This window comes from Mycobacterium sp. NGS29, from assembly GCF_059812965.1.
Map to the genome: position 1 here is coordinate 1 of NZ_JCALDR010000031.1, position 23,588 is coordinate 23,588.

General features: G+C 66.7%; 24 protein-coding genes and 3 pseudogenes. 10 read left to right on the top strand and 17 right to left on the bottom strand.

Features of this window, described 5'->3' with window-relative positions; all coding sequences use genetic code 11:
- Window positions 1-375: 375 nt before the first annotated feature.
- Both AC5Y5Z_RS24550 and AC5Y5Z_RS24555 read right to left on the bottom strand, forming a co-directional pair.
- Window positions 376-1,371 carry an NAD(P)-dependent oxidoreductase gene (locus AC5Y5Z_RS24550; protein WP_473140180.1) on the bottom strand — a complete coding sequence of 332 codons (996 nt, stop codon included), beginning with the start codon at window positions 1,369-1,371 and terminating at the stop codon, window positions 376-378.
- A gap of 292 nt (window positions 1,372-1,663) precedes the next feature.
- Window positions 1,664-1,873: pseudogene (locus AC5Y5Z_RS24555) on the bottom strand (site-specific integrase); the annotation flags it as partial.
- Window positions 1,874-2,093: 220 nt separating this feature from the next.
- Here AC5Y5Z_RS24555 and AC5Y5Z_RS24560 point away from each other — a divergent pair.
- On the top strand, window positions 2,094-3,278 hold the full coding sequence (locus AC5Y5Z_RS24560; protein ID WP_499928076.1) for a Fic family protein: 1,185 nt from the start codon (window positions 2,094-2,096) through the stop codon (window positions 3,276-3,278).
- A 316-nt stretch (window positions 3,279-3,594) separates the two neighbouring features.
- Here the strand turns inward: AC5Y5Z_RS24560 and AC5Y5Z_RS24565 are convergent, their stop codons facing one another.
- The 4 genes from AC5Y5Z_RS24565 to AC5Y5Z_RS24580 form a co-directional block, all read right to left on the bottom strand.
- Window positions 3,595-4,080, bottom strand: coding sequence for a DUF456 domain-containing protein (locus AC5Y5Z_RS24565; protein WP_473140190.1), 486 nt, complete (start codon window positions 4,078-4,080; stop codon window positions 3,595-3,597).
- Between the two features lie 47 nt (window positions 4,081-4,127).
- Window positions 4,128-4,958 carry a CDP-diacylglycerol diphosphatase gene (locus AC5Y5Z_RS24570; protein WP_473140191.1) on the bottom strand — a complete coding sequence of 277 codons (831 nt, stop codon included), beginning with the start codon at window positions 4,956-4,958 and terminating at the stop codon, window positions 4,128-4,130.
- Between the two features lie 109 nt (window positions 4,959-5,067).
- Entirely contained in the window at window positions 5,068-5,481 is a 414-nt protein-coding gene (locus AC5Y5Z_RS24575) for a nuclear transport factor 2 family protein (RefSeq protein ID WP_473140192.1), read from the bottom strand.
- Window positions 5,478-5,987, bottom strand: coding sequence for a DUF3237 domain-containing protein (locus AC5Y5Z_RS24580; protein ID WP_473140193.1), 510 nt, complete (start codon window positions 5,985-5,987; stop codon window positions 5,478-5,480). The genes AC5Y5Z_RS24575 and AC5Y5Z_RS24580 overlap by 4 nt, the downstream gene beginning before the upstream one ends.
- A gap of 77 nt (window positions 5,988-6,064) precedes the next feature.
- Between AC5Y5Z_RS24580 and AC5Y5Z_RS24585 the strand changes: the two genes are divergently transcribed.
- The 6 genes and pseudogenes from AC5Y5Z_RS24585 to AC5Y5Z_RS24610 all read left to right on the top strand — a co-directional run bounded on the left by AC5Y5Z_RS24585 (window position 6,065) and on the right by AC5Y5Z_RS24610 (window position 12,596).
- Window positions 6,065-6,721, top strand: coding sequence for a winged helix-turn-helix transcriptional regulator (locus tag AC5Y5Z_RS24585; RefSeq protein ID WP_499928079.1), 657 nt, complete (start codon window positions 6,065-6,067; stop codon window positions 6,719-6,721).
- A gap of 110 nt (window positions 6,722-6,831) precedes the next feature.
- Window positions 6,832-7,277 (top strand): annotated as a pseudogene (locus AC5Y5Z_RS24590) (TerD family protein); the annotation flags it as partial.
- A 117-nt stretch (window positions 7,278-7,394) separates the two neighbouring features.
- Window positions 7,395-8,114 (top strand): VWA domain-containing protein, encoded by a 720-nt coding sequence (locus tag AC5Y5Z_RS24595; protein ID WP_499928096.1) that lies wholly within the window; start codon window positions 7,395-7,397, stop codon window positions 8,112-8,114.
- Between the two features lie 44 nt (window positions 8,115-8,158).
- A complete protein-coding gene (locus AC5Y5Z_RS24600) occupies window positions 8,159-10,744 on the top strand; it encodes a flavin-containing monooxygenase (protein ID WP_499928081.1) in 2,586 nt (861 codons plus the stop codon).
- A gap of 251 nt (window positions 10,745-10,995) precedes the next feature.
- Complete coding sequence (locus AC5Y5Z_RS24605; protein WP_473140197.1) at window positions 10,996-11,832, top strand: class II glutamine amidotransferase; 837 nt, start codon at window positions 10,996-10,998, stop codon at window positions 11,830-11,832.
- A gap of 2 nt (window positions 11,833-11,834) precedes the next feature.
- On the top strand, window positions 11,835-12,596 hold the full coding sequence (locus tag AC5Y5Z_RS24610; protein ID WP_463828883.1) for an alpha/beta hydrolase family protein: 762 nt from the start codon (window positions 11,835-11,837) through the stop codon (window positions 12,594-12,596).
- 12 nt (window positions 12,597-12,608) lie between these two features.
- Here AC5Y5Z_RS24610 and AC5Y5Z_RS24615 read toward each other — a convergent pair whose 3' ends face one another.
- From AC5Y5Z_RS24615 to AC5Y5Z_RS24630, 4 genes are all read right to left on the bottom strand, one after another.
- Window positions 12,609-13,211: a response regulator transcription factor gene (locus tag AC5Y5Z_RS24615; protein ID WP_499928083.1), complete on the bottom strand. Its 603-nt coding sequence runs from the start codon at window positions 13,209-13,211 to the stop codon at window positions 12,609-12,611.
- A 59-nt stretch (window positions 13,212-13,270) separates the two neighbouring features.
- On the bottom strand, window positions 13,271-14,329 hold the full coding sequence (locus AC5Y5Z_RS24620) for a hypothetical protein (protein WP_499928085.1): 1,059 nt from the start codon (window positions 14,327-14,329) through the stop codon (window positions 13,271-13,273).
- A gap of 70 nt (window positions 14,330-14,399) precedes the next feature.
- Complete coding sequence (locus tag AC5Y5Z_RS24625; protein WP_463828886.1) at window positions 14,400-14,711, bottom strand: DUF732 domain-containing protein; 312 nt, start codon at window positions 14,709-14,711, stop codon at window positions 14,400-14,402.
- 129 nt (window positions 14,712-14,840) lie between these two features.
- Window positions 14,841-15,500 carry a class I SAM-dependent methyltransferase gene (locus AC5Y5Z_RS24630; protein WP_499928087.1) on the bottom strand — a complete coding sequence of 220 codons (660 nt, stop codon included), beginning with the start codon at window positions 15,498-15,500 and terminating at the stop codon, window positions 14,841-14,843.
- Between the two features lie 57 nt (window positions 15,501-15,557).
- Between AC5Y5Z_RS24630 and AC5Y5Z_RS24635 the strand changes: the two genes are divergently transcribed.
- Window positions 15,558-16,361 carry a helix-turn-helix transcriptional regulator gene (locus AC5Y5Z_RS24635; RefSeq protein ID WP_499928088.1) on the top strand — a complete coding sequence of 268 codons (804 nt, stop codon included), beginning with the start codon at window positions 15,558-15,560 and terminating at the stop codon, window positions 16,359-16,361.
- A 3-nt stretch (window positions 16,362-16,364) separates the two neighbouring features.
- Here the strand turns inward: AC5Y5Z_RS24635 and AC5Y5Z_RS24640 are convergent, their stop codons facing one another.
- Window positions 16,365-17,855 carry a bifunctional phosphatase PAP2/diacylglycerol kinase family protein gene (locus AC5Y5Z_RS24640; RefSeq protein WP_463828889.1) on the bottom strand — a complete coding sequence of 497 codons (1,491 nt, stop codon included), beginning with the start codon at window positions 17,853-17,855 and terminating at the stop codon, window positions 16,365-16,367.
- Window positions 17,856-17,900: 45 nt separating this feature from the next.
- Window positions 17,901-18,209: a hypothetical protein gene (locus tag AC5Y5Z_RS24645; RefSeq protein ID WP_463828890.1), complete on the bottom strand. Its 309-nt coding sequence runs from the start codon at window positions 18,207-18,209 to the stop codon at window positions 17,901-17,903.
- Window positions 18,210-18,307: 98 nt separating this feature from the next.
- Here AC5Y5Z_RS24645 and AC5Y5Z_RS24650 point away from each other — a divergent pair, with 98 nt between their 5' ends.
- Window positions 18,308-18,547, top strand: coding sequence for a hypothetical protein (locus AC5Y5Z_RS24650; protein ID WP_463828891.1), 240 nt, complete (start codon window positions 18,308-18,310; stop codon window positions 18,545-18,547).
- Here AC5Y5Z_RS24650 and AC5Y5Z_RS24655 read toward each other — a convergent pair.
- Window positions 18,544-19,401: a glycoside hydrolase family 16 protein gene (locus tag AC5Y5Z_RS24655; protein ID WP_463828892.1), complete on the bottom strand. Its 858-nt coding sequence runs from the start codon at window positions 19,399-19,401 to the stop codon at window positions 18,544-18,546. The two genes, AC5Y5Z_RS24650 and AC5Y5Z_RS24655, sit on opposite strands and share 4 nt — an antisense overlap.
- Window positions 19,402-19,503: 102 nt before the next feature.
- Window positions 19,504-20,517 (bottom strand): NADP-dependent oxidoreductase, encoded by a 1,014-nt coding sequence (locus AC5Y5Z_RS24660; RefSeq protein ID WP_499928092.1) that lies wholly within the window; start codon window positions 20,515-20,517, stop codon window positions 19,504-19,506.
- A gap of 47 nt (window positions 20,518-20,564) precedes the next feature.
- Here AC5Y5Z_RS24660 and AC5Y5Z_RS24665 point away from each other — a divergent pair, with 47 nt between their 5' ends.
- The gene (locus AC5Y5Z_RS24665; RefSeq protein ID WP_499928094.1) at window positions 20,565-21,242 is read left to right on the top strand and encodes a DUF3060 domain-containing protein; all 678 of its coding nucleotides are present in this window, start codon (window positions 20,565-20,567) and stop codon (window positions 21,240-21,242) included.
- Window positions 21,243-21,250: 8 nt separating this feature from the next.
- Here AC5Y5Z_RS24665 and AC5Y5Z_RS24670 read toward each other — a convergent pair whose 3' ends face one another.
- The 3 genes and pseudogenes from AC5Y5Z_RS24670 to AC5Y5Z_RS24680 form a co-directional block, all read right to left on the bottom strand.
- Window positions 21,251-21,673: an Rv0313 family protein gene (locus AC5Y5Z_RS24670; protein WP_463828895.1), complete on the bottom strand. Its 423-nt coding sequence runs from the start codon at window positions 21,671-21,673 to the stop codon at window positions 21,251-21,253.
- 75 nt (window positions 21,674-21,748) lie between these two features.
- Window positions 21,749-23,149 carry a DUF7159 family protein gene (locus AC5Y5Z_RS24675; RefSeq protein ID WP_463828897.1) on the bottom strand — a complete coding sequence of 467 codons (1,401 nt, stop codon included), beginning with the start codon at window positions 23,147-23,149 and terminating at the stop codon, window positions 21,749-21,751.
- Between the two features lie 187 nt (window positions 23,150-23,336).
- Window positions 23,337-23,588, bottom strand: a pseudogene (locus AC5Y5Z_RS24680) (Hsp70 family protein); the annotation flags it as partial.

Here is a 23,588-nt window from a genome sequence, read left to right on the forward strand (position 1 = left end):
CTTCATTAACTCCTGCCATCTCATACCTGCGGCCAAAGTTTCCGCCATCGCGCCGAGCATTCGTCGCCCACAACGGCGGTCCGCAGCACGCCTGCTGCTCTCCGGGTCCAATTGCCGCTGCTGCGCTTCGGCACCGATCAGCCGGAACGCCGCGCCCTCAACCCTCCTCCGATACGAACCGCCCCACCACCACTACGTGGCGGCGGGGTCCAAATTCGCGCGGTCGGCCTTCGTGGCGCGTCAGTGGGGACCGTCGTCCAGGCCGTTGCCGGCCACGACACCCGGCGCGATGAAGTCTGCGACCTGATCCTTCGCTGCGTCGATGTACTCGCTGATTCGCGCACTGGGCCACGCTTCCCCGCTAAGAGCAACGCGTCAGCTACCGGCAACCACCGCGTTCGACGGCGATCCTCCACTCAGGAACGTGCGTATCTGTTCTGCGGCCACGGCGTAGCAGAGGGCGTTCGTTCCTGGCACGGTCCGCGCCATGTGAGGGCTGATGATCGTGCCTGGGCAATCCCAGAGGCGATGGTCTTCCGGCAGCGGCTCAGGCTCAGTGACGTCGAGGGCCGCCCGCAGTCGCCCAGTCTGCAACTCCGCTACGAGTGCGTCGGTGTCAACGATCTTGCCGCGGGCGGCGTTGACGACCAGGGCGCCATCCGGGAGTGCACCGAGGAATGCCACGTCGACCATGCCCTGCGTCGAGTCGGTCAGCGGCGCGGTAATAACGACCGCATCGCACGTCGGCAGAATCTCGGGCACTGCTTCCGGGCTGAGCACGCCGGCGCGTTCCCGACTGGCAATAAGGACAGGTAGAGCGTCGAATGCCCGCAGTCGCTCGGCGACGGCCCCACCAATTGCACCCGCTCCGAGAATCAACACCCGGCTCCCAGCGAGAGTGTCGGCGGCAACGCGACGATGCGCCCACGTGTGCTCCCGCTTGAAATCCACGAGCGCCGGCCACTGACGGTAGAGGCACAGGATCGCTGACAGCACCCACTCAGAGACGGGTCCGGCATGTGCCCCGCGGGCGGTGGCCAGGATGACGTCAGGCGGCACGTCAGAAGCCCACTCGTCGGCCCCCGCGGACAGAAGCTGAACCATGCGGAGGCCGCGGAGTTCTTTCAACAGCGGGATCGGGCGATGGCTGCTGCGGTACGGCGGGATCAGGATCGCAGCGTCGCACTGCTCAGGTGAGAGTGGCCCGCTGGGGTCGTAGATGACGACCTCGAGTCCGTCGACGCGACCAAGCAGGTCAACGCCGACTCTGTCGTCGTCCTCGTGACTGACGAGCACTCGCATCGGAATGTTTCTCCTCAGTTGCCGGTCGAACGGACGGATGAGCGGCGAAGTCGCCAGACCGGGAACCATACTGCTACCGGATGCGGGTCATGCTCCTTCCGACCCACCCCAACGCCCCTCGCAAATCAGCACCTCGTTGTCACACCGATGTCACAACTGAGGCCCACAACCCCGGACTTGGGCGGACAGGACCAGACGATTCGCCCAGCTCGGCAGACCAGCGCAAACCTCGACAGAGCCGACCAGACGCCGCCGTTCGACTTCCCAAGCTGAATACGCGGGTTCGATTCCCGTCATCGGCTCCATACATGCAGGTCAGGGCCTTAACAGAGTTTGCCGGCAAACCGCAATGAACGAAATCCCGTATTTGTGGCCCTGCCGTCACCCGCTGCATGTAGTGACCTTCGGGCGTGGCAACCTGCCCGTGGCCGAGCTGGTGTTGAGCTGCCTCTATCCCGAGCCCGTCCCTGACGACCGTTCCAGCGGTCCGCCGGAAGCTATGGGGTGTCACCCATCACAGATGCTCGTGCGGCGCCAGTGCCTCCCGCAGCGAGGACCGGATATTCGATATTCCGGACCCTTCCCGTCGTCTTCCAGCCCTCGTCGTCGCCTGCTGCGGCCCGCGCTGCCGCCGCGCAGCTGCATCGGCGCCCCGGTAAAGCCAATTCAACTTGTTGTCATCGCCTCATCAACAAGTGAAAGGTGCCGTCAGTTGTTTTTGGTCAACTAAAACCAAATGGAACTGAATTTCATGCATGTAATACCAACCAGTGAGGCGGTACACTTGGTTTGTGCAGGTAGAGCAGTTTGCGTCGAGCCCGCTCGGCAGCCTTTGGCCCATCTCCGGTACAGACGGCCGAAACGGGCGATCCTACGATCACTTCGCGTACGTTGCTCACCCGCTCGGGGCGGAGCCCAACCTTCAAGGCGGCACATGGCGGGCTGTCACCCGCGCTAGCCGGGCGCTCGCTCACCTGGACCAGGCATCACGTCAGGTTGGCAACCCTCGAATACTCCGACGACCAACGTTGAGCCGAGAGGCGCAGAGCACATCCGCGCTGGAAGGTACATTCGCGCCGCTCGATGACGTCCTGGCTGCCGACTCCGGCGCCGACGAGAACAGAAGCGCCGCGTTGAGGGAAGTCCTCAACTACGTGGATGCGGCGGACGTCGCGTTCGATTACGTGGCCGAGCATCGGACCGTCACGACCAGCCTTCTATTGAACGCCCACCAGCAACTCGTCCTTGGAACGGACGCCGAGACGCGTGACGCAGGGCGCATCAGACGCTGCCAGGTCGCGATCGGAAGCCCTGACGGAACGATCGAGTCGGCAAGGTTTGTCACAATGCCGCCGGGCACCGGACTTGAAACCGCCGTTCGCGACCTTGTGGCATGGATACCCGCCGGAGGCGACCGAGACCCACTCATCGCTGCCGCAATGACTCACTATCAGTTCGAAACCCTGCACCCGTTCAATGACGGCAATGGCCGTATCGGACGGCTACTCATCGTCCTCCAGTTCATGGTCGACAACCTGCTCCAAGAGCCGCTGCTGAGCGTTTCACCATGGTTCGAAATCCGCCGAAGCGAGTATGAGGACGAGCTTGCGCGAGTCTCGCAGACAGGTGAATGGGATTCATGGATACGGTTCTTTTCCCAAGGAGTCGAGGCCTCCGCGATTGACACCGCGCGCCGCGTCAATCTGATGCTCGACGCCCAACGCAACTACGTGCAGATTCTCCAAGACAGCGGGTATCGAGGCGGGGTTGCGCGTGACATCGTCGAATCACTCGTCGACACTCCGATTGTGCGTGTTCCAGCACTCGCACGGCGCTTCAACAAGACACCGCAAGGCATAGACACTGCCGTGAAGAAGTTGCTGGCGCTGGGCATAGTTGAGGGCCCGTATGGCAGCTATGGGCGATACTTCGTCGCCCGAGAGATCTACCGCGCAATCACCGCAGCTGCGCCCTAGGCGATAAACACAGCGCATGGGCGAGGCTCTGCATCAGGACAAGATCGACGAGTTGTGCAGCGAAGTTTGCATCAGACGTCGATCGCATGCCCCACAACACTTTGACCAACTTGCGCGCTCCAGTTGACGGACGGATGCCAAGTTGAATACGCGGGTTCGATTCCCGCCATCGGCTCCACACGTGCAGTTCAAACTCCGTGCAACTCAATGAGCACCTGACCGCCGAATTTCGGCAGCGTGACAAGCCGTCGAGTGTCGCGCTCGGTAAGGCGGTCCCGCCGACTTTTCCTGGCAAGAAGGTGAAGGCGGCAAGCGCTTACTGCGTGAGAAACACCCCGATCACCCACGCGACGGTGGCGAACAGTGCGGCAGCCAGCTCGACGCCCATCGATAATGCGACACCTTTCACGGCGTGCTTCGTCGAGGTCCATGCCAATCGCTGGTCTCCGCGGACGGCCAACTCGGCCACGTAGACACCCAGCACGAAGCCGATCACCAGGCCGACCACCGGGATCGCGAAGAAACCGATGATGCCCCCCACCGCGCCCGCCACCAGACTCAGCGTGCGCACGTCGGCCGCCCGCATCCGCTTCACGGGCCAGGCGTATTTGATCAATACAGCAGCACCGAGCAACGCGGCCACCACGCCCAGCGTCACCCAGGCGGTGATGTTGTCCTCGACGACGGCCCACACCACGATCGCGACGAACACCAGCAGCGTGCCCGGCAATAGCGGCACCACGATGCCGATGATTCCGACGGCGATCGCGAGCGCTACGAGGACGATGCCGGCAGCACTCATGCTCTCAACCTATCTCTGGTGACGGCTGCCCGGCCGTACTCCTGGAGCTACTGGCGATACAACAGACCGTCGATGGTCTTGATGCCGAACGGGTGATGCCCCTGCGTGCTGAGCTGCCCCTGGCTGTTGATGATGTAGAACCCGCCGGATGCCGCCGTGGTGACGGCGATGCACTGATGCTTCATCTCACCGGCCTGGCCCTGTGCGACCGTTTTGAAGGCTTCCTCGAAGATCGGTTGGTCCAGATTCTTCACATGCACCCACCGGAACAGTCGACCGTTGAGCTCGATCGTCTTCTTCGGCCAGTCGCCGAAACTCTGGGCGACGGGCACCTTGTTCTTCTCCGCGGCGGTGATCTGGTCGCGCACATTCTTCTGCAGTTTGGTCACGTGGATGTGCATCTGGTTCTGAGTCCGCGCCTGCGGGTCCCCGGAGTTGATGCCGAGAGCCCAGTCGGTGCCGGCGAGTTTGCTCTGTGCGTTGTTGACCCACGCTGCGGCGTAGGGCCACAGGTTGAGCATCTGACCCTTCCAGCACTTCTCGCATTCGATGCCGGAAACCCGAATCAGCGGGATACACAACCAGTCCCACGGACCTTTCGCCCCCGTCTTGATCGCGTACCCGTACGCCCGGTCCTTGTTGGCTGTGGGGAAGTCGACCAGTGCCAGGGTCTTGGCACCGGGTTGCGCATCCTTGACGGCGGCATAGAGTTCGCCGCCATCGTTGGGGCCGCCGCAATCTGGTCCCGACGCGGCTGGGTCGCCGAAAGCCGGCCACGCGGCAGCACCTCCGAGTGCCGCACCGACGCCCAATGCGCTTGACGCGGTGAGGAATCTGCGACGGTTCACGCTGCGGTCGGTCGAGCCCGTTTCAACCATGAGGCGCCCTTCACCTAACTCAGTCGAGTAGCCGCACAGTATCGAACATTCGACCAGGTGTCTTGGTCGGCAGTTGAATTGTCACCACCGGGGCCGAGCGACGGTGACGCTACGTCGGCCGCCTCCGCGTCACCGGTGTCAGTGCCTGCTCGAACGCGACCCCGTCTACGAAGGTGTCTTTGCGCAGCACCTGCCAGTGGTCCGTCACCGTCACCAGGTCCATGCAGTCCCAGCTCACGTCCCGTCCTCCCCCGGCGCCATCAGGCAGCACACACTTCAGCGTCCAGTCCAAAACCCAATGGCTGGAACCGAATTCCGTGCGGTGGACGTCGAATTCGAGCTGGGGCAACACGGCGAACATCGCGGCGAACGCGTCGCGAACGGCAGCGGTCCCCGTCACCGGACGACGGCCGTGGCGCAACCAGAACGTCGTATCGCTCGCATGAAGCGCCACTATCGCGTCGGCGTCGCGGGCGGACCAGGCGGCCAGGTAACGGCTGTACAGATCGTGCAGCCGGTTCATCGGACCGCGAAAACCCGGTAGCGGACTTCCGAGAGCGACACTTCATTGATCGCCACGGTGTGTATCGCGTTGATCCAGCGGTAGCGGTCATCGTCAGTGTCGAATAACGGGCTCGAGCGGGCGATCATCTGGTCGTGGCGGATGAATTCGCCGCTGGTGAATCGTCCGGCGGTCTCGCGATCCATCTCCACCCTGCCGGTGTTGGTCATGTGGATGTACGCGCCGTCATCGGTGCGCAGGGTGGCGCGGACGTCCAGGCGTGCGATGCGGTCGGTGCCGAACAGGATCCAGTCACCACCGCCGGGCAGGATGTCGCCGGCAATCCGGGGACCTTCGCATCGTCCGTGTTTGACCACATAGGTGAACCGGGTGCCGACGGGTGTGGAAAAGATCTGCACCGGATCGAACTCGATGCGAATGTCGAGCAGGTGTTCCAGCGCCGGGCGTGCGTCGACGTCGATCAGGCCGGTTTTCGAGTTGCCATCTGCAGCAGGGGGGCGGCTCACGCGGTAGACGCTACACCCGCATACTTGGAATTACCAAGTCCCAACTTGGATATTGAAAGCTACTGTAAGATCGTTCCGTGGCGGCGAAGTCATATGGCCAGCACTGCGCGCTGGCGAAAAGCCTGGACATGGTCGGAGACCGCTGGACGTTGCTGGTGGTGCGCGAGCTGCTCGACGGCCCCCGCCGCTACGTCGATCTGCTGCACGCATTGGCACCGATCGCTACGGACATGCTGGCCGCGCGGCTGCGCGAGTTGGAGAAGAACGGCTTGGTTTCGCGCCGCACCCTACCGCCACCCGCGGCGGCCAAGGTCTACGAACTGACCGACGCGGGCCGCGCACTCGAGGACGTCATCAACGCGTTCGCGCGTTGGGGCCGTGGGCTTTTGGAGACACGCAACCCAGAAGACCTGGTCCGCCCTCAATGGCTCGCCAGGGCGGTGCGGGCCTACGCGCGGGACGAACGGCCCGGGGTCGATCTGGTGTTGCAACTGGTCACGCCTGAGGGATCCACCACGCTGCACATCGACGAGCACGCCGTCGTCGACGCCGCACCGGCCGAACCGGACGTCACGCTGGTCGGATCGGCGGAAACACTTGCGGCGGCAATGAATCCGGCCCGATTTCCGGAGTTGGTCGCCACCGGAGCGCTGACCGTCAACGGGCGGCGCGCTGCCGTGCGCCAGCTGGCGAAGGTGTTCGGATACTCCGGCTTGCCGTCGACGCTGCGCTGAGGGCGGCGTCGACAAGCACTTCGTCGGCACAGCCGCAGAGTCAACGCCGACGGGGCGACGGGGCTCGGCCCATCTACGCTGTAGCCACGATCGGACGAATCGGAGGGTTCATGGCCGAGCTGACCAAGGGCGCCAACGCGCCAGTGCCCACCGCCGAACTTGTCGTCGAGGTCAGCTGGCAGGCCGTAGCCGGCGTCGACGCCGACGCCAGCGCTCTGCTGCTGACCACCGCGGGCAAAGTGCGCGACGACGCCGACCTCATCTTCTACAACCAGCCCGCCTCGCGCGACGGGTCGGTTCGGCACGCCGGTTCGATCCCGACCGGCGGCGACCGCCTCGTCGTCAACACTCCGCTGTCCCAGCCGGCATCGACCGTGTCGCGTTCGTGGCGTCCATCCACGACGCCGCCGCCAAGCGTCAGACCTTCGCGCAGCTGCCCGGGCTGTCGATCAAGGTGTCCTCCGGCGGGGAGCCGGTAGCGAGCTACTCCATCTCGGGGCTGACCACCGAAACCGGGCTGATTTTCGGCGAGCTGTACCGCCGGCAGGGCGCTTGGAAGTTCCGCGCCGTCGGGCAGGGCTTCGACTCGGGGCTGGCCGGCATCGCGACGACGTTCGGCATCTCCGTCGACGACGAACCTTCCCAGCCGCCGCCACCCGCACCGAGCATCGATATGAACAAGCAGCGGCAGATCAACCTGCGCAAGACGGTATCGGAGAAGTCGCCGGTGCTGCTCAAGAAGTTCGACGCCGCCAGCGTCTCGCTGGAGAAGCGCGGCTTCCTCGGCGAACGTGCCGAGGTCATCTTGGTGCTCGACGTCTCCGGTTCGTCACGCCCGCTGTTCAGCAACGGCAGCTACCAGGAACTCATCGACCGGTTCCTGGCCATGGCCCTGCTGTTCGACGACAACGGCACCGTGGACACCATCCTCTTCGATCACCGGGTGCACGAGGGCGAGCCGGTCACTCTGGCCAACCGCGAGGGCTGGACCGACCGCGCCATCAACCGCAAAGGCATCTGGGGCATGACCAAGTACGCGCCGCCCATCGAACAGATCGCCGCCGGTCTGCGACGTGGCGCGACACTGCCCACCTACGTCGCCTTCATCACCGACGGCGGCAACAGCGACCGCAAAAGCGCCACGGACGCCGTGCTGCGCGCTTCCGGTTTGCCGATGTTCATCCAGTTCATGGCGATCGGCCGCGAACGCGACTTCCCGTTCCTGCACAAACTGGACGAGTTGACCGGCCGCGAGATCGACAACGCGGGGTTCTTCGCCGTCGAGCAGGTGACGACGCTGAGCGACGCAGCGTTCTACGACAAGGTCATGACGGAGTTCCCCGACTGGCTGGCCGCGGCACGGGAAACCGGCATCGTCGGCAGGGGCCGCTGAGAAGACCCCTAAACAAATGGCGCGCGAGCAGCGATGATAGGCGTATGAGTGATGTACGCCACACCGATGTGGATGTCGTCGTCGTCGGCGCCGGCTTCGCGGGCCTGTACTGCGCGTACCGGCTGGGCCGTGCGGGCCATTCGATGCGCATCATCGAAGCCGGTGACGACATCGGTGGCACCTGGTTCTGGAACCGGTACCCCGGCGCCCGCGTCGACATCCCCAGCGTCGACTACATGTTCAGCTTCGATCCGGACTGGTCGCGTGACTGGCAGTGGTCGGAGAAGTACGCCACCCAGCCCGAGATCCTGCGCTACCTCAACCACGTGGCGGACAAACACGACCTGCGCCGGGACATGCAGTTCGGCACCCGGGTCACCCACGCGCACTGGGACAACGACTCCGGCATCTACCGGGTGGGCACCGACCGCGGCGAGCAGATCACCTGTCGCTACCTGGTGCTGGCGACCGGTTGCCTGTCGGTACCGAAGGACCTCGACATCGAGGGGGTCGAGAACTTCACCGGGCAGGTCTATTTCACCGGTCGCTGGCCGCACGAACCCGTCGACTTCACCGGCAAACGGGTCGGCGTGGTCGGCACCGGATCCTCTGGCATCCAGTCGATCCCGCTCATCGCCGCCCAGGCCGCACAGCTGACCGTCTTCCAGCGCACGCCGTGCTTTTCCATCCCGGCCCACAATGGTCCGATTGCGCCGGAGAAGCTCGCCCAACTGGCTGACGACGAGGCGTACCGCAACGCCGCGAGATACTCCTTCGGCGGGGTACCGGCCGAACGCACCATCACCCCGGCGTTCTCGGTGTCCGCCGAGGAGCGGCGGCAGCGGTACGAAAGAGCGTGGCAGCGAGGAGAACTGCTCGAAGTCCTCAACCTCTATGCCGACCTGATGAGCAATCCGCTGGCCAACGCGGAATTCGCCGAGTTCATCCGCGACAAGATCCGCGGCATCGTGCGCGATCCGCAGACAGCGGATGCGCTGTGCCCCAACAGTTATCCGGTCGGCGCGAAGCGGCTGTGTCTGGATACCGGTTACTACGACACCTTCAACCTGCCGCACGTGCGGTTGGTGAACCTGCGCGACCAGCCGATAATCGGCCTCACCGAGACCGGAATCGACACGGCCACCGAAACTTTCGAGCTCGACGCGATCGTCTTCGCCACCGGGTTCGACGCCATCACCGGCGCGGTTGCGGCGATCGACATGGTGGGTCGCGGCGGGCTCACCCTGACAGACAAGTGGGCGCACGGTCCGTCGACGTATCTGGGCCTGACCACCGAGGGATTTCCGAACCTCTTCCTCATCGCCGGCCCGCACAGCCCGTCGGTGCTGTCGAACATGGCGGTGTCGATCGAGCAGCACGTCGACTTCGTCGCCGACGTCCTGCAGTATCTGCGCGAGCACGAGCTGAACCAGATCGAACCCACTGCGCTGGCCGAGGCCGGATGGATGCAGCATTCGGACGACGCGGCATCGATAACGCTGTTCCCCCAAGGTAACTCGTGGTACGTAGGGGCCAACGTGCCGGGCAAGCCGCGCACCTTCATGGCCTACGCCGCCGGAGTGGACTTCTACCGCGCGGCGTGCGACGAGGTGGTGGCCCGGGACTACCTGGGTTTCCGGTTATCCGGCAGCGCCGGTGTGCAGTGCAACGACGGCGTGGTGCGCCGTCTGCAGCCCGACGTTCAGATGGTGCTCGAGCAGATGGCGCTGTTGAATCCGCCGCCGCTGGAGTCGTTGCCGCCCGAGCAGGCACGTGCCTTCCTCGACGAGATGAACCTCGCCCGCCCGCCCGGCCCCGAAGTCGGCGAGATCGTCGACGGAACCCTGCCCGGCGCGGGGGGCATCCTCAATTACCGCCTCTACCGACCGGCCAGCCCGGGTCCGCACCCCGTCGTCGTCTATTTCCACGGCGGCGGCTGGGTTCTGGGCGACTCCGTTTCCGACGACCCGCTGTGCCGTGACCTGTGTGTGCGCAGCGAAACGCTGATCGTCTCGGTGGACTACCGACACGCGCCGGAGCACCGATTTCCGGCCGCGCTCGAGGACGGTTGGGCCGCAGTGCAATGGGTCGCCGAGCACGCCGCCGAACTCGGCGGCATTCCCGGGCAGCTCGCGGTGAGCGGATGGAGCGCGGGCGCCGGGATCGCCGCCGTGGTAAGCCAACTCGCCCGCGACGCAGCCGGCCCGGCGATCGTCGGGCAGGTGTTGTTGACCCCCGTGACCGACTCCGATCAGACCCGCGCCTCCTATCTGGAGAACGCCGACGGTTACGGCCTCACCGCCGCGATGATGCGGTGGTTCTTCGACTGCTACGCCGACCCGCAGGTACGGGACGACCCGCGGATCGCACCGTTGCGCGCAGCCGATCTGTCGGGGTTGCCGCCGGCTGTGGTCGTCGTGGCGGATTTCGACCCGCTGCGCGACGAGGGCGTCGCGTACGCCGAAGCGCTCGCCGCAGCAGGCGTTCCCACCGAGCTCATCCGGGCCCGCGGCCACACGCACCTGTCGCTGTCCATGGTCGACATGGTGGTCTCCGGTGCGCCCGTTCGCGCCCAGCTCGCCACCGCCCTACACGGGTTCTTCGCGACCGACTCCGTCAAGTCCGCCTAACAGCGGGATGCTCGCATTCGCCTGCCCGATCTGCCGCAGCTACGCCGCCTTCGAATCCCGACATTGCCCGGACTGCCGGACCGAGTTCGGGTTGCGGATGCTGGAGGATTGGAAGTGGTTGTCGCTGTGCCTGAATCGGGTGAACACCGCTGGGCAAGAATCTGCTGTACCCGTTCGAGATTGCCCCCGCGGTGGTCGGCGAGCTGGCTTTCGTGCATAGAGTTATCCGCGAGACGCAGTAGGGAGATCGGATGTGCCGGTGGGTCGCTTACCTGGGTGAGCCGATCGCGCCCCGGGAGTTGCTGCACGACCCGGAGCGGTCGCTGATCGAGCAGAGTCGCAGGAATGCGCCGAACATGGAGATTCCCAACGGGGACGGCACCGGGCTGGGCTGGTACGAACACCGTCCGGAGCCGGCGCTGTTTCGCAGCATCACCCCGGCGTGGGGCGACGACAATCTGCTGGAACTGGCCACCGAGATCCGCACCCGGCTTTTCCTGGCGCACGTGCGGGCAGGTACCGGGACGCCGGTGCAGCAGACCAACTGTCACCCGTTCCGCTACCGCAACTGGCTGTTCGTGCACAACGGTCATGTCGGCGGCTATCAGCGGCTGCGTCGGGAGCTGCTGCTGGCCGTCCGCCCCGACCTGTTCGAAAATATCGGCGGCTCAACGGATTCAGAGTTGATGTTCCACCTGGCTCTCACCTTCGGCCTCACCGAGGATCCGCTCGGCGGCATCGCCCGGATGGCGGGATTCGTCGAGGACGCCGCCACCGCAGCCGGCGTGGACGAGCCGGCGCTGCAGATGACGGTGGGGGTGAGCGACGGAACGCGACTGTATGCGGTCCGCTACGCCAGCGCGGGCGAGGTCAACACGCTGTTCGTCAGCGAAGATCCGGAGTCGGTACGCATGCTCTATCCGGACAGCGAGCGGCTGGCACACTTCGGCGACGACGCCCGGGTGGTGGTTTCCGAGCCGCTGACCGAGCTGCCCGGCATGTGGCGGGAAGTTCCGCCGGGAGCCGCGCTGATCATCGGTGACGGCGTCGAGGAACTGCCGTTTCGGCCGATCCCGGGTCGGGTCTGACGGTGGGCGAACGCGTCACGTTCGCGAGTTCGACCGGGCCGAACCTCGCCGGAATCATCGACGAGCCGGATCAGGAAGTACGCGGCTGGGGGGTGTTCTCGCACGGCTTCACCCTCGGCAAGGAGTCCCCGGCCGCGGCGCGGATCTGTAAGCAGCTGGCCGCCGACGGGATAGGCATGCTGCGCTTCGACGCGCTGGGACTGAGTGGCTCAGAAGGAGATTGGGGCGACGGCTCGTTCACCGTCAAGGTGGACGACATCGTCCGGGCATGCCAGTTCATGGCTGACCGCGGAACCCCGGCCGACATCCTGGTGGGGCACTCCTGGGGCGGTGCCGCGGTACTGGCAGCGGCCGCGCAGGCACCGGGCGTGCGGTCGGTCGTCACGGTCGCGGCACCCGTCGACCCGAGTCATGTCGAGAAGCATTACGACGCCGTGGTCGACCGGTGCCTGTCGGAGGGCAGCGCCGAGTGGCTGGTCGGCGGGCGGACGCTCACGTTGAAGCGTGACTTCGTCGAGGATGTCCGCGCAGCTCACCTGCACGACAAGATCAGCAGCCTGCGCATGCCGCTACTGATCCTGCACTCGCCCACCGACAACACTGTCGACATCGAAAACGCCAGTGAGATCTTCCGCCTGGCGCGCCATCCGCGCAGCTTCGTCTCGCTGGAGGGCTCCGATCACCTGCTCACCGCCCGTGGGCAGGCCCGCCGGGCCGGTCGCATCATCGGCGCCTGGGCCGACGCGTATCTCGACGAGCAGTAGCTGCGGCGAAGCTCATCGGTGCACCAGTAGCGCCGCAAGTTCTTCGCGGGTTGACACACCGGTCTTCGCCATCGCCCGGTAGATATGACCTTCGCCGGTGCGCACCGACAAGGTCAGGCGTTCGGCAACCACGCGACTAGAAAAACCCTCGCCCAGCAGGATCACGATTTCGTGCTCCCGCCGCGTGAACGGAACACGCATGCTGGCTTGCCGCAGCGCGGGTGTGGACGCGCCACCACACCGCTGGGCCAACGCCTCGGCTCGCGTCGAACATCCCAGCGCCGAACCGCGTAAATCCTGGCGCCGGTAGGCCAGCGCCGCGTGTGCCGCCGCGTCCAGCGCCGCGACCAGATCACCCATCGCCTCGAATTCCTTTGCGAACGAGGATAATTCGTTTCCATTGCCGGTGGCTAGCGCACCGGCGAAGCGGGCGGCAGTGCCGACCCGGGGCCCTTCCACGATGGTCTCGAGTTCCCGCAGCCGGACCGCGGTCGAACCGTCACCGAATTGCGCGGCGGTCTGCAGGCACACCGCTTCGGCGGCGAATTGCCCGCTGGCGCGTGTTTTTCCGGCTGCCGCGGTGGCGATCCTGATCCCGCCCAGATCATCGGACACCACATCAGCGTGCGGCCGCAACACCGGCCGCGACTGAGTATTCCCGTACTCGTCTCAGCTCAGGGATTGCGCACACAGTCATAGGTGAGCGGAACTTCCTGACCCAATTCCACCACCTCGAAGTTGTCCACCCCGATCTTGCTGAAGGACTGGTCGGTGATCCCGAGGTTGGCCCACTTGGCGGTGCTGTTCGAGTCGTCGGCGAAGGTCAGCGGAATCTGACCGCCGTCGGACAGCAGCATGCCGTAAGTCTTGAGCGCCTTGATGATCACCTTCTCCGAGGCCGAGAACGGCGACTCGTCGAAGTTCGCCTTCAACCGGAACCGCACCCCGTACGGCGGAGCGTTCGGGTCTTCGCTGTCCGGGCCGCCGGCGTGCGTCGCGGGACGAACGTAGACTTTCGCCTTCATCCGGGGATTGGGCAGGATGAACCGCAGCGGATGGTTGACCGCGCCCGCGGCGACTTCGTCCGCGGTGGGCAGCAACGCGGCTATCGGGAAGCCGGCGGCGTCGGCGCTGGTGCACTGGTCGCCGCGCAGCGTTTCCGGGTACTTCTTCTTCAGGTCCCACACGAAGAAGGCGTGCGCGGTGATCGAGTCGCCGTTCTTGCTGCCCAGGTAGACCTCGTACAGCTTGTGCTCGTCCCGTTCGGCGACCAGCAGATGGCAGTCGCTCTGGCCGTCGGTGTTGCCCGTCACGTCACAGGACATGTTCGGCGAACCCTCGAAGTGGGCGTTGTCCGGCACCGGCATCTTGGCCGGAACCTTGTCACAGTCCGGGCCGCCGTCGCAGTAGTTCTCGTCGCCGACGACCGCTACGCGCGGGGTGCTGCGATCGGCGAAGAACAGCGGAATGGAGAAGTCGATCTGGAAGTTGTCGTCGTTGCCCCACCCCCCCATGCCATTCAGCGCCTCGATGATCGCGGCACTTCGTCCCGATACTGTGACGCCGCTGATGTTGTTGGTGAAGGGCTGGTTACCGTCGAACAACGGTCCGCCGGCGCCGGGCTTGCCGCCGCTGGGCCGGGAACCCGAGCTCGAACCCGAGCCCGAACTCGAACCACTGGCCGGTGTGCTGGTGCCGCCCTTGTTGCAGCCGGCGGTACATACCAGCGCCACTATCCAGAGCGTGACGGCTACCTTGCGAAAACAGTTCGTGCGCATGAGGACCGGTTGCCGTTGGCCGGGCTCAGTGCGAGGCGAAGTCGGGGCACAGGTTGGTCGTCGCCGCACTGACGAACAGGGTGCCCTGACTGAAGCCGTACTTCTGTTCGACCTTGGTCATCTCATCCAGTACCGAGGCACCGCCGCGCAGATCGCTGCACGCCTGGTTGCCCGCAGCGACGGTCTGGGCCGGTGTCTTGCCGGGCAGGTGGACGTTGTTGGTCTGCAGCTCGTCCAGGAAGCTGTTGGGGTCGGCCGCTGCCGCCGGGGCACCCAGCACGGCGCCGGTGGCGAGGGCCGCCAGGGCGGGAGCGACGATTCGCAGGATCGATTTCATGGGTGAGGTCCTTTCGCGGGATGACGGGACAGCGCGTGAACCACACCCCCGCATGCGTTCAGCTAAGTCGATCTTTACCCATTTCGGCCCATTTGAGTAGCGAAACCGGGCAATTGACCGGACCCCGGGCTAGCCGTCGCGGCGCGCGTGGTAAATCGACAGCGATCCCGTCACGGTGCGGATCACCTGCACTTCGGCGACGTCGGCGAAGCCCGCCTGCTCGATCAGCTGCGGCAGGATGCCGTCGGCGTTGGGTTGGGTGTCGGCCTTGCCGTCGACGCGTTGCACGCCCCGGAACAGCAACCGCATCAGCGCGCTGCGCTGCCACCCGTAGTCGGCGATCACCAGTTCGCCGCCGGGTCGCAGCATCGCGAACATGTTCGCGATGATGGCCTTTTTCATCGGCACCGGGCACTGGTGCAGCACCAGGCTGGACACCACCCGATCGGCGCTGCCGGGTCCGACGAGTTCGGCGGCCTGATCGCCCATGCCGGACACGAATTCGACGTCGACGCCGGCCTTGCGCACCTTGTCCCGCGCGATGGCGAGGATCTGCGGGTCGGGATCCACCCCAACTACCCGCGCGGCCGGTTGCGCCCGCTTGATCCTGATCGCCAATGACCCTGTGCCACAACCGATATCGACCACAAGGTGACCGGGCTGCAGCCCCAGCCGGTCGATGGCGGCCGAGCGCCAGCGGCCCTCGCGGGTCATCAGAGCTACGACGGTGTCGTAGTACTTCGTGTACTTCGGGTCCCCGGCGGCTGGTGTGAATGACGGTGTCGACATGACTTCCAGTCGTATCATCGGACCGCGATGACTTTCTCTGCACGAACGGACACGAACGTGTCCGCAGCGGACAGCACTGTGCTGGTGGATATGCGCCAGGGCGGTGCCGCGACTGCCGGCGCATTCGTCTACGAGGGCCATCGGGTGACGACCCCGCGGCACGCCCACGAATTGCACCAGCTGGAGTACGTCGTGCAGGGCGTGCTGGAAGTGGAGACGGATGCGGGCGCCTACGTGCTGTCCGAACGGCAGGCGGCGTGGATTCCCGCCGGGCTCGGGCACATCAGCACGATCGACACTCGAGTGCGTTCCATCTCGATCTTCCTGCACACCAAGCACCTGCGGCCGGCGCGGCAGGAGGCCGGGATCGTGGCGGTTTCGCCGCTGCTCCGGCAGATGATCAGCTACGCCTGCCGCTGGCCCATCGATCGCAGGTCGTCAGATCACGTCGCGGACGCGTACTTCCACTGCTTCGCCGAACTACTCGCCGAACTGCTCGAGGTGCAGCATCCGTTCAGCGTGCCGACGACCAGTCATCCGCAACTCGCGGCAGCGCTCAGGCACACTCGTAATACGTTGGCAGACATCACTATTGACGACGCAGCCGCGGCGGCGGGGGTGTCGCCGCGCTCGCTGCGCCGGCTGTGTAACCGCGAACTGCAGATGACCTGGCGCGAGTACACGCAGCAGACCCGCCTGATGCGGGCCGCGGCGCTGCTGGCCGATCCCGAGCTGAGTGTGCTGCAGGTCGCCACCCGGGTCGGGTTCGACAGCGCCAGCTCGTTCACCCGGGCGTTCCGCGGCGCGTGGGGCCGGCCCCCGTCGGCCTACCGCCGCCACGGCGGTCAACCGGCGGAATGACGCTCAGCGCAGCGACCGATACACCGGCAGCGCCCGGTATTTGGAGATGAAGGTGGCCTTGTCGTACATCTGCCCCACCTCACCGTCGTGGGCGATCACGGTCGGACCGTCGACGGCGGTGAAGGTGAACTCCGGCACCTGCATCTCGTGGTACAGCGGGCTGCGCTGCAGCCGGCCCAGCGCGAGCGCGGCGACGATCCTGGTCCGCGCCAGGCGGCGACCGGTTTCCAGGATGCGCACGTCGATCAGGCCGTCGTCCATCCGGGTACGCCGAGCCGGCGCGAATCCCGTTGGCAGATAAAGAGAATTGCCGACGAAGAACAGCGAGGTCTGCAGCGTCTTATTGTCGTAGCGGATGCGGACCGGTTGTTCGTTGCGCAGGGTGCGCCACATGGCGTAGAAACCGGCCAGCGGCTTGCCGATCCGCTTCTCCATCTTCTCCCGCCTGCGCACGAAGGCGGGATACGCGCCGATGCTGGCGGTGTTGACCACCATCTGGCTGTCATTGAGGCACATCAGATCCACGCATGCCACCGTGCCGCGGCGGATCGCACGCACCGTCTTAGCCACCGTCTCGCAACCGATGTCCTTGGCGAAATGGTTGAACGTTCCGGCCGGAAACACCGCCAGCGGCAACTTGGTCTGGGCAGCGACCGCCGCTCCCGCAGACACCGTCCCGTCACCGCCGGCGACGGCGAGCACCTCGGCGCGTTCGGCGGCGTCGCGCAGCACCTGGACCGGGTCGTCGTCGGGTCCCAGTTCGACGATCTCCACCGCCGGCAACTCGGCGCGCACCTGATCCAACACCCGGGCGCCGGTCCCGCTGCCCGACGCGGGGTTGACCACCAGGACCACGCCCGCGCCGTCGGGCCGTTCCGGCACCGACACCAGGAGCGGCTCGGTCTTCGGCAGCGAAGCCTCGACGATCGGCGGAATCAGCCGACCGCCGGTCACGGCCAAACCGGCCCCGATGCTGAAGCCGATCACGACATCGCCCGGGTAGTGCGCACCGGTGGCCACCCGCGACAGGCCAACCAGACCCGCCAGCATGGCCAATCCGAAGCCCAACGGAGGATTCTCCAGGCCCACCCCCACCGCGAACGCCGCGGCACTGGCGGAATGCCCCGACGGCAGCGAGTTCGAGGTCGGACGGCGGCGCGTCCGCCGGATCAACGGCACCGACTCGTAGCGCGGACGCGGCCGCTGCCGGATTCGCTTGGCGCCCTGATTGGTGAACAGGCTGGCCGCGCCCAGGGTCACCAAACCGCGGACCGCGCCGCGCCGCGCGGAATGTTTTCCGGTCGCCAGCAGCACACCGGCGATGGCGAACCACAATTTGGAGTGATCGGCCGCCCGGGTCAGCGGGGGCATGGCGGAATCCAGCAACGGCGTGGGGGTCTCGGCGATCGCCTCGAACAATTCGCGGTCCAGGGCGCCCAGCCCGCGGGTGATCTGTTTGACGCTGTGCAGTGGTCGCGTGGGCCGCAGGTTCATCACGCCAACATTAACTGCCGGCGTTACGTCGACTCCGCGCCGCGGTCAGGCGCCTTTGCGGCGCAACGTCCACGCCGGCACCCAGTGCGTCACGGACTTGCGCTTCGCGCCGAACTCCACCGGGTAGGTCACCAACCCCCACCAGTCGCCCTGTTCGCAGATGCCCCAGCAGCTCAACCGGCCCTCCACCACCTTGTGCAGCTGCAGACCGTTCGGGTGGTAGCGGCCGGACCGGTGCGGTTCGCGCGGGAACAGCACCGTCAGGTCGATCAACACCGCGACGGGCGGGCGCACCACCCGGAACGGGCCGCGCAACGGCTGCCCGTTGTACCCGATCGATGCCAGCCGGCCCATCGGTCGATCATACGTTCGAATGACCGGATGTAGCTCACGTTTCGACGGCCGCCGCTCGGGCAATCCCCCGACCAACGAACTCCGGAAAGGGGCTACTGATGAGGACCGTTATCGCCGCGGGGATTCTGGTGGCAGCCGGCGGATTGATGAGCACCGCGGTGGGTTTGGCCAATGCGGACGAGGTGCAGGTGGAAGGCAGCTATGCCACCGAGGCCGCCTGCCAGGCCGACGGCCCGCACGTCGAGATCACCCACAACGACGGCGCGTACACGCACTGGGACTGCCGCCAAGGCTCTGACGGACTCTGGAACCTCTACCTAAGCAATTCCGGCGCTTAGAACACCCGCACCCAGTCGACCAGCATGTCCGACGGGTAGTTGCCGGCAGCGGGGTCACCGCCGCCGGACCCGCCGACCGCGAGGTTCAGCACTGGGAACACGGTGTAACCCGGGTCATTGAACGGCCATTCCTTGAAGGGCTCGTCCAGGTTCTCGATACCGGTGGCCGGCACCGAGAAGTAGGGCGCCGCGCCCTCGGTGTAATCCACCCAGAAGTACATGCCGGTGACGTCCCAGCGGACCCGCCAGTTGTGCCAGGCGCCATCCACCCCGATCGGGTGCGTCTCGAACGCGGTGCCGTCCGGGTTGGCGTGCACGGTGGTGCCGGAGGGCCAGGTGCCGTTGCCGTACCACTCGATCAGGTCGATCTCGCCGCTGCGGCCGGGATCGTCGTTGGACAGCCACCAGGCCGGCCACATACCGGGCCCCAGGCAGTTCATCTTGATCCGGGCTTCCCAGGTGGTGCCGACGCCGCCACGCCACAGCCCGTGCACCAGACCGCCGAACACCCCGCCGCCGTCGCGGGTGGCCCGCAGCACCAGATTGGAATTGCCGTCCAGGAACACGTTCTGCCGGCTGTCGCGGTACTGCCCCCAGAATTGCGGCTGGTCGAAGCCGACCGGGTTCCTGATCGGCGTGCGGTTGGTGGACACCGACCACTTGGACGGGTCTGGCGCCGAGCCGGCCGGCCCGTCGAACTCGTCGTGCCAGATGAAGCCGCCGGAGGCGCCCGCGGCCGGCGCAGCCGGTGTCGGGCGGGACGGGCTGGCTCCCGCGACCGGAGCCGGTATCGCGGCTGCCAGTGCGCCGAATCCCGCCATCATGATCATGCGGCGACGGTCCATCTGAGGCATGGCAAGGAAGATAGCAGCCCGCCTGGCGATGCGCGGACTCCGCCGACGCGTGGCGCAATACCTGGAGGTCAGCGACGGTGTGTCGGCCGACCCCGGGCCGGCTCAGCCCGGATCGCTCACCTTGACCAGCGTCTTGCCGATGTTGGCCCCGGTGAACAGTCCGTTGAGCGCGTCGACGCAGGACTCGATGCCCTCGAAGATGGTCTGGCGGTGCTTCAGGCGGCCCTCGGACTCCCATTGACGCAGGTTGGCGAAGGCCTCGTCGAAGCGCCCCCACTGGTCCAGCGCGTTGAACCCCTGCATGAGCGCGGTCTTGGACAGCAAGTTCACGTAGTTGGCCGGGCCCGGGTGCTCCCCCGTCAGGTAACTGGAGATGACGCCGCACAGCACCACCCGGGCTTTGGGGGCCAGCCTGCCGAGCACTGCGTCAAGGATCGGTCCGCCGACGTTGTCGAAGTAGACATCGACGCGGCGCGGGCAGTGCTGTTTGAGCGCGGTCGGCAGGTCGTCGTTCTTGTAGTCGATGCAGGCGTCGAAACCGAAATCCTGCACCACCGCCCGGCACTTGTCCGGGCCGCCGGCGATGCCGACCACCCGGGCGCCGGCGATCTTGGCGATCTGCCCGGCCACCGAACCGGTGGCGCCGGCCGCGGCCGAGACCACCACCGTCTCCCCGGGTTGCGGCCGGCCGATGTCGGTCATCCCGAAGTAGGCGGTGGCACCGGTGGGCCCGTACACGGACATGATCGCCAGTTGGTTGTCCTCACCCGGGATCGGCGTGCTGAACACGTCGTCGCGAATCAGGACGTACTCCTGGAAGCCGGTGAGCGTGGTGACGATGTCGCCGACAGCGTAAGCGTCGCAACGTGTTTCGACGACCTGGCCGATCCCGGCGGCGCGGATCACCTCGCCGATCTGCACCGGCGGCAGGTAGCTGGGCTGGTCGTCGAGCCAGGTCCGCACCGCGGCGTCCAGCCCGACGTAAGTGGTGCGCAGCAACGCCTCACCCGCGGCGGGTTCCGGTGCCGGGCGGGTGACCAGCTCGGTGTCCTCGGGCTGGACCAGCCCGGTGGGACGGCGGCGCAACACGATTTGACGATTCGGCAACTCGGGCACGCCGCCGAGCCTATTCCCACGTGCGGCGGGTGTGGGAGCATCTCGGCATGAACTCAGCTGAGGATCCGGAAGCCCGGATTCGCGAGTTGGAGCAACCGCTGGCCGACACCGCGCGGGCATCCGAATCGGGCGCCGCGGGCGGCTACAGCTATCCACCGCCGCCACCCGGGCCGATGCCGCCGCCCTACGGCTACAACACGCCGTATCCCGGCACCGCGCCCAGGACGTCGTCCGGAATGCGCTGGTTCTGGATTCTGGCCGCCGTCGGCGTGCTCGGCGTGTTGGTCCTGGTGGGCGGTATCGCCGCCTACGTCGCCCGTCAGGTGTCCGAGAGCGAACCGGTCGGCCCGGCCGAGACGACGGCGGTGAGCACCGCGCCCGGCGCAACGCGGGGCAATCCGCCCACCGGCAAGACCCACGCACCAAGCGCGGGACCGACGTCCTCAGCGGCCGTCCCGGCCGCCGAGCCGGTCATCATCTCCGGAATCAACGAGAACCGCTCGGTCAGCTGCGACGGCAACGAGATCACCGTCAGCGGCATCTCGAACACCGTGACAATCACCGGTCACTGCGCCACGGTCACGGTCTCCGGCCTGCAGAACATCGTCACCGTCGAGACCTCCGACGCCATCGACGCGTCCGGACTGAACAACAAGATCACCTACCACTCCGGCTCGCCGAAGATCAGCAAGTCCGGCAGCAACAACGTGGTCGAACAGGGCTGAGCGCCGGCTCAGTCGGTCGAGTCGCCGGCCGCGTCGTCGGTGTTCGGATCGTCCAGCACGCTGACCGCGATGCCGTACGGCAAAAACCGCACCTTGCGTTTGGGGTCGGTGTTGTTCTTGTTGGCGCGCAGTGCATCGAGTTCGGTTGCGTAGACCTGCTCGACCCGGGCGTCGCCGCCGGCATCCACCGAGTAGATCGCCCACACTCCGTCACCGATGTCGCCGGTGGTCTCCGGCTCCGGGCGGGGGCGCCGCGACGACGACAAATCCTCGAAGAGCGCCGACCAGCCCGATCGGGCGCCCGGGCCGCCGACGAATTTGCCGATGCGCTCGAAAGCGTCGCGCAGCCCCTCGGTACCTTCCCTGAGCACCCGGTCGAAGTCGTCGGGGTCGAAGCCGAATCCGCCACCTGAAGAACCACTGCCGCTCACGCGACCTCCTAAGTCGAAAGGGTTACCACCCAGTCTGCGCTCATCCGGCGGGTTGTGCCACGTGCCCGCCCGGCGTCACGGTGCCGGCGCCGGCGGGGCCGGCGGCGGGGGCGGCGGGTTGATCGGAATCGGGATCGAGAAGAACGGCAGGTGCAGGTAGGCCGTCATGACCGGCGTCGGCGCCGCGGGTGCCGGAGCCGGCGGCGCGGGTGCGGCCGGGGGCGGCGCTGATGGTGGCGGAGCCTGCTGCACCGGCGTCTGCACCGGCGGGGGTGCCTGGCGGGTGGGCTGCCTGCGGGGCTGGGGCGCCATGTTCACCGGGGCCTGGGCCGGTTTGGTGACCGTCTGCACCGGCGGCGCGGCGACCGGTGGCGGAGCTGCGGCCGGGGCCGGTGCAGCCACCTCGGTCGGCGGCGCCGCGGCCGGGGGCGCACTCGAGGCCGGTGCCAGCACCTGCGCCGGCAGCTCGGTGGCCGGTGCCCGCAGCGGCGGCGTCTGCACAATCGAGCGCGGGGCGGACTCCTGCGCCGCGGTCGGGCGCACATCGCCGGCCAGCGACATCACCAGCATCCCGCCCACCACGGCGGCGATGCCGGCCGCCGCGCCACTGACCAGCGCCAGCGGCCGGTGCCGCGCGAACAGGCCAGTCGCCGCGGGGTCGTGCTCGATGTCGCCCGCGTCGTCCACGGCGCTGTAGGCCAGGGAACCCTCGTCGACGCCGGCCATGGCACACACATCGAGATAACTGGGGGTCAGTGCGCGCGAGTTCACCTCACCGGTGCCCGGGTCCAGCGCGTAGGCCAGCGCCGCGGTCGACGCCGCGAACAGCGGCGCGTTCGCCGAAGCCAGTGCGGCGCCGCGGGCCAGCGCCATCTCCGGCTCCTCGGCAATGCTGACCACCAGCGACGTCACCGCTTCCAGGGTGGGTTTGACGGCGACGACGTCGACACCGCACCCGACGAGGAACACCCCGTCGGCGCGGGATCCCGGCCCGTCGAGCCCGGCGACCATCGTCACCAGCTCGGCTGCCAGGGACTCGCGTAACGGCTGGCGGTGCAGGTCGACGATCGAGCCGTCTGCGACGTCGATGACGGCCAGCGTGGCGCTGTCGGTCTCGACGAACAGCATCGCGATGTGGCGGTAGTCGAGTGCGGCACCCACCGTCTGCGCCAGCGCGGCCGCGGCGAGCAGCGGAGACACCAGCATCACGCCCGTGATGTCGCGGGCAGCGAGTTCGGTGCGCAGCGCGGGCACCTGGCCGGGGTCGGTCCAGGTGACCCCGGTCGAAGTCAGTCGGCAGCCACCCTCGAGCGCGCCCTCACGGGTTCCGATCAGCGCGTCGACCGCTTGCGCCGCCGGTGACGAGGACACTTCGATGTTCTCTTCTTCGACGGTGACGCCGTCGGCGTTGACCCCTTCGATCAGCAGCATTCGGACTGCCGAGGGCTCCATCGATACCCCGAGGACGATGTCCATAACCCCTCCAACCCCTCCAAGCCGTCGAGCTCGTTACAGGGTCTAGGCGAACCACCCACCGCGCGGCCGCCGTCGACAACATTCCGCCCCACGTGGGAGCGACCGGTTTTAACTGGCCTATATGCAGTTTGCCAGCTAAAAGCCTACCCGCGCACGGAGGGGACGGCTATGTGGGCAGGGTCGTCCGCTAGGGACTGCCCGGGGAGGAGAACGGGTTCTGCGGACCCGGGTCCGGCGGGACCTGGTTCTGGGGGACCTGATTCTGCGGGGCACCGTTGGCCGGCACCTGAATCGGGATCGGGACCGGCAGCAGCGGCACGTGTAACCACTGGGTGGTCATCCGCACCGACGACGGCGATTCCGACGGGCTCGGCACCTCCGCCGCGCTGGGCGCCTCGGCCGCACTCGGTGCCTCCGCCGCCAAGGCCGGCGCCGTGGT

Bases quoted from the DNA above. Each gene is read 5' to 3' on its own strand.
- AC5Y5Z_RS24665 (WP_499928094.1), top strand. From the start codon at position 20,565: ATGAACTCAGCTGAGGATCCGGAAGCCCGGATTCGCGAGTTGGAGCAA.
- AC5Y5Z_RS24655 (WP_463828892.1), bottom strand. From the start codon at position 19,401: ATGCCTCAGATGGACCGTCGCCGCATGATCATGATGGCGGGATTCGGC.
- AC5Y5Z_RS24575 (WP_473140192.1), bottom strand. From the start codon at position 5,481: ATGAACCGGCTGCACGATCTGTACAGCCGTTACCTGGCCGCCTGGTCC.
- AC5Y5Z_RS24550 (WP_473140180.1), bottom strand. From the start codon at position 1,371: ATGGTTCCCGGTCTGGCGACTTCGCCGCTCATCCGTCCGTTCGACCGG.
- AC5Y5Z_RS24625 (WP_463828886.1), bottom strand. From the start codon at position 14,711: ATGAAATCGATCCTGCGAATCGTCGCTCCCGCCCTGGCGGCCCTCGCC.
- AC5Y5Z_RS24650 (WP_463828891.1), top strand. From the start codon at position 18,308: ATGAGGACCGTTATCGCCGCGGGGATTCTGGTGGCAGCCGGCGGATTG.
- AC5Y5Z_RS24630 (WP_499928087.1), bottom strand. From the start codon at position 15,500: ATGTCGACACCGTCATTCACACCAGCCGCCGGGGACCCGAAGTACACG.
- AC5Y5Z_RS24605 (WP_473140197.1), top strand. From the start codon at position 10,996: ATGTGCCGGTGGGTCGCTTACCTGGGTGAGCCGATCGCGCCCCGGGAG.
- AC5Y5Z_RS24675 (WP_463828897.1), bottom strand. From the start codon at position 23,149: ATGGACATCGTCCTCGGGGTATCGATGGAGCCCTCGGCAGTCCGAATG.
- AC5Y5Z_RS24570 (WP_473140191.1), bottom strand. From the start codon at position 4,958: ATGGTTGAAACGGGCTCGACCGACCGCAGCGTGAACCGTCGCAGATTC.
- AC5Y5Z_RS24565 (WP_473140190.1), bottom strand. From the start codon at position 4,080: ATGAGTGCTGCCGGCATCGTCCTCGTAGCGCTCGCGATCGCCGTCGGA.
- AC5Y5Z_RS24600 (WP_499928081.1), top strand. From the start codon at position 8,159: ATGAGTGATGTACGCCACACCGATGTGGATGTCGTCGTCGTCGGCGCC.
- AC5Y5Z_RS24595 (WP_499928096.1), top strand. From the start codon at position 7,395: ATGAACAAGCAGCGGCAGATCAACCTGCGCAAGACGGTATCGGAGAAG.
- AC5Y5Z_RS24645 (WP_463828890.1), bottom strand. From the start codon at position 18,209: ATGGGCCGGCTGGCATCGATCGGGTACAACGGGCAGCCGTTGCGCGGC.
- AC5Y5Z_RS24640 (WP_463828889.1), bottom strand. From the start codon at position 17,855: ATGAACCTGCGGCCCACGCGACCACTGCACAGCGTCAAACAGATCACC.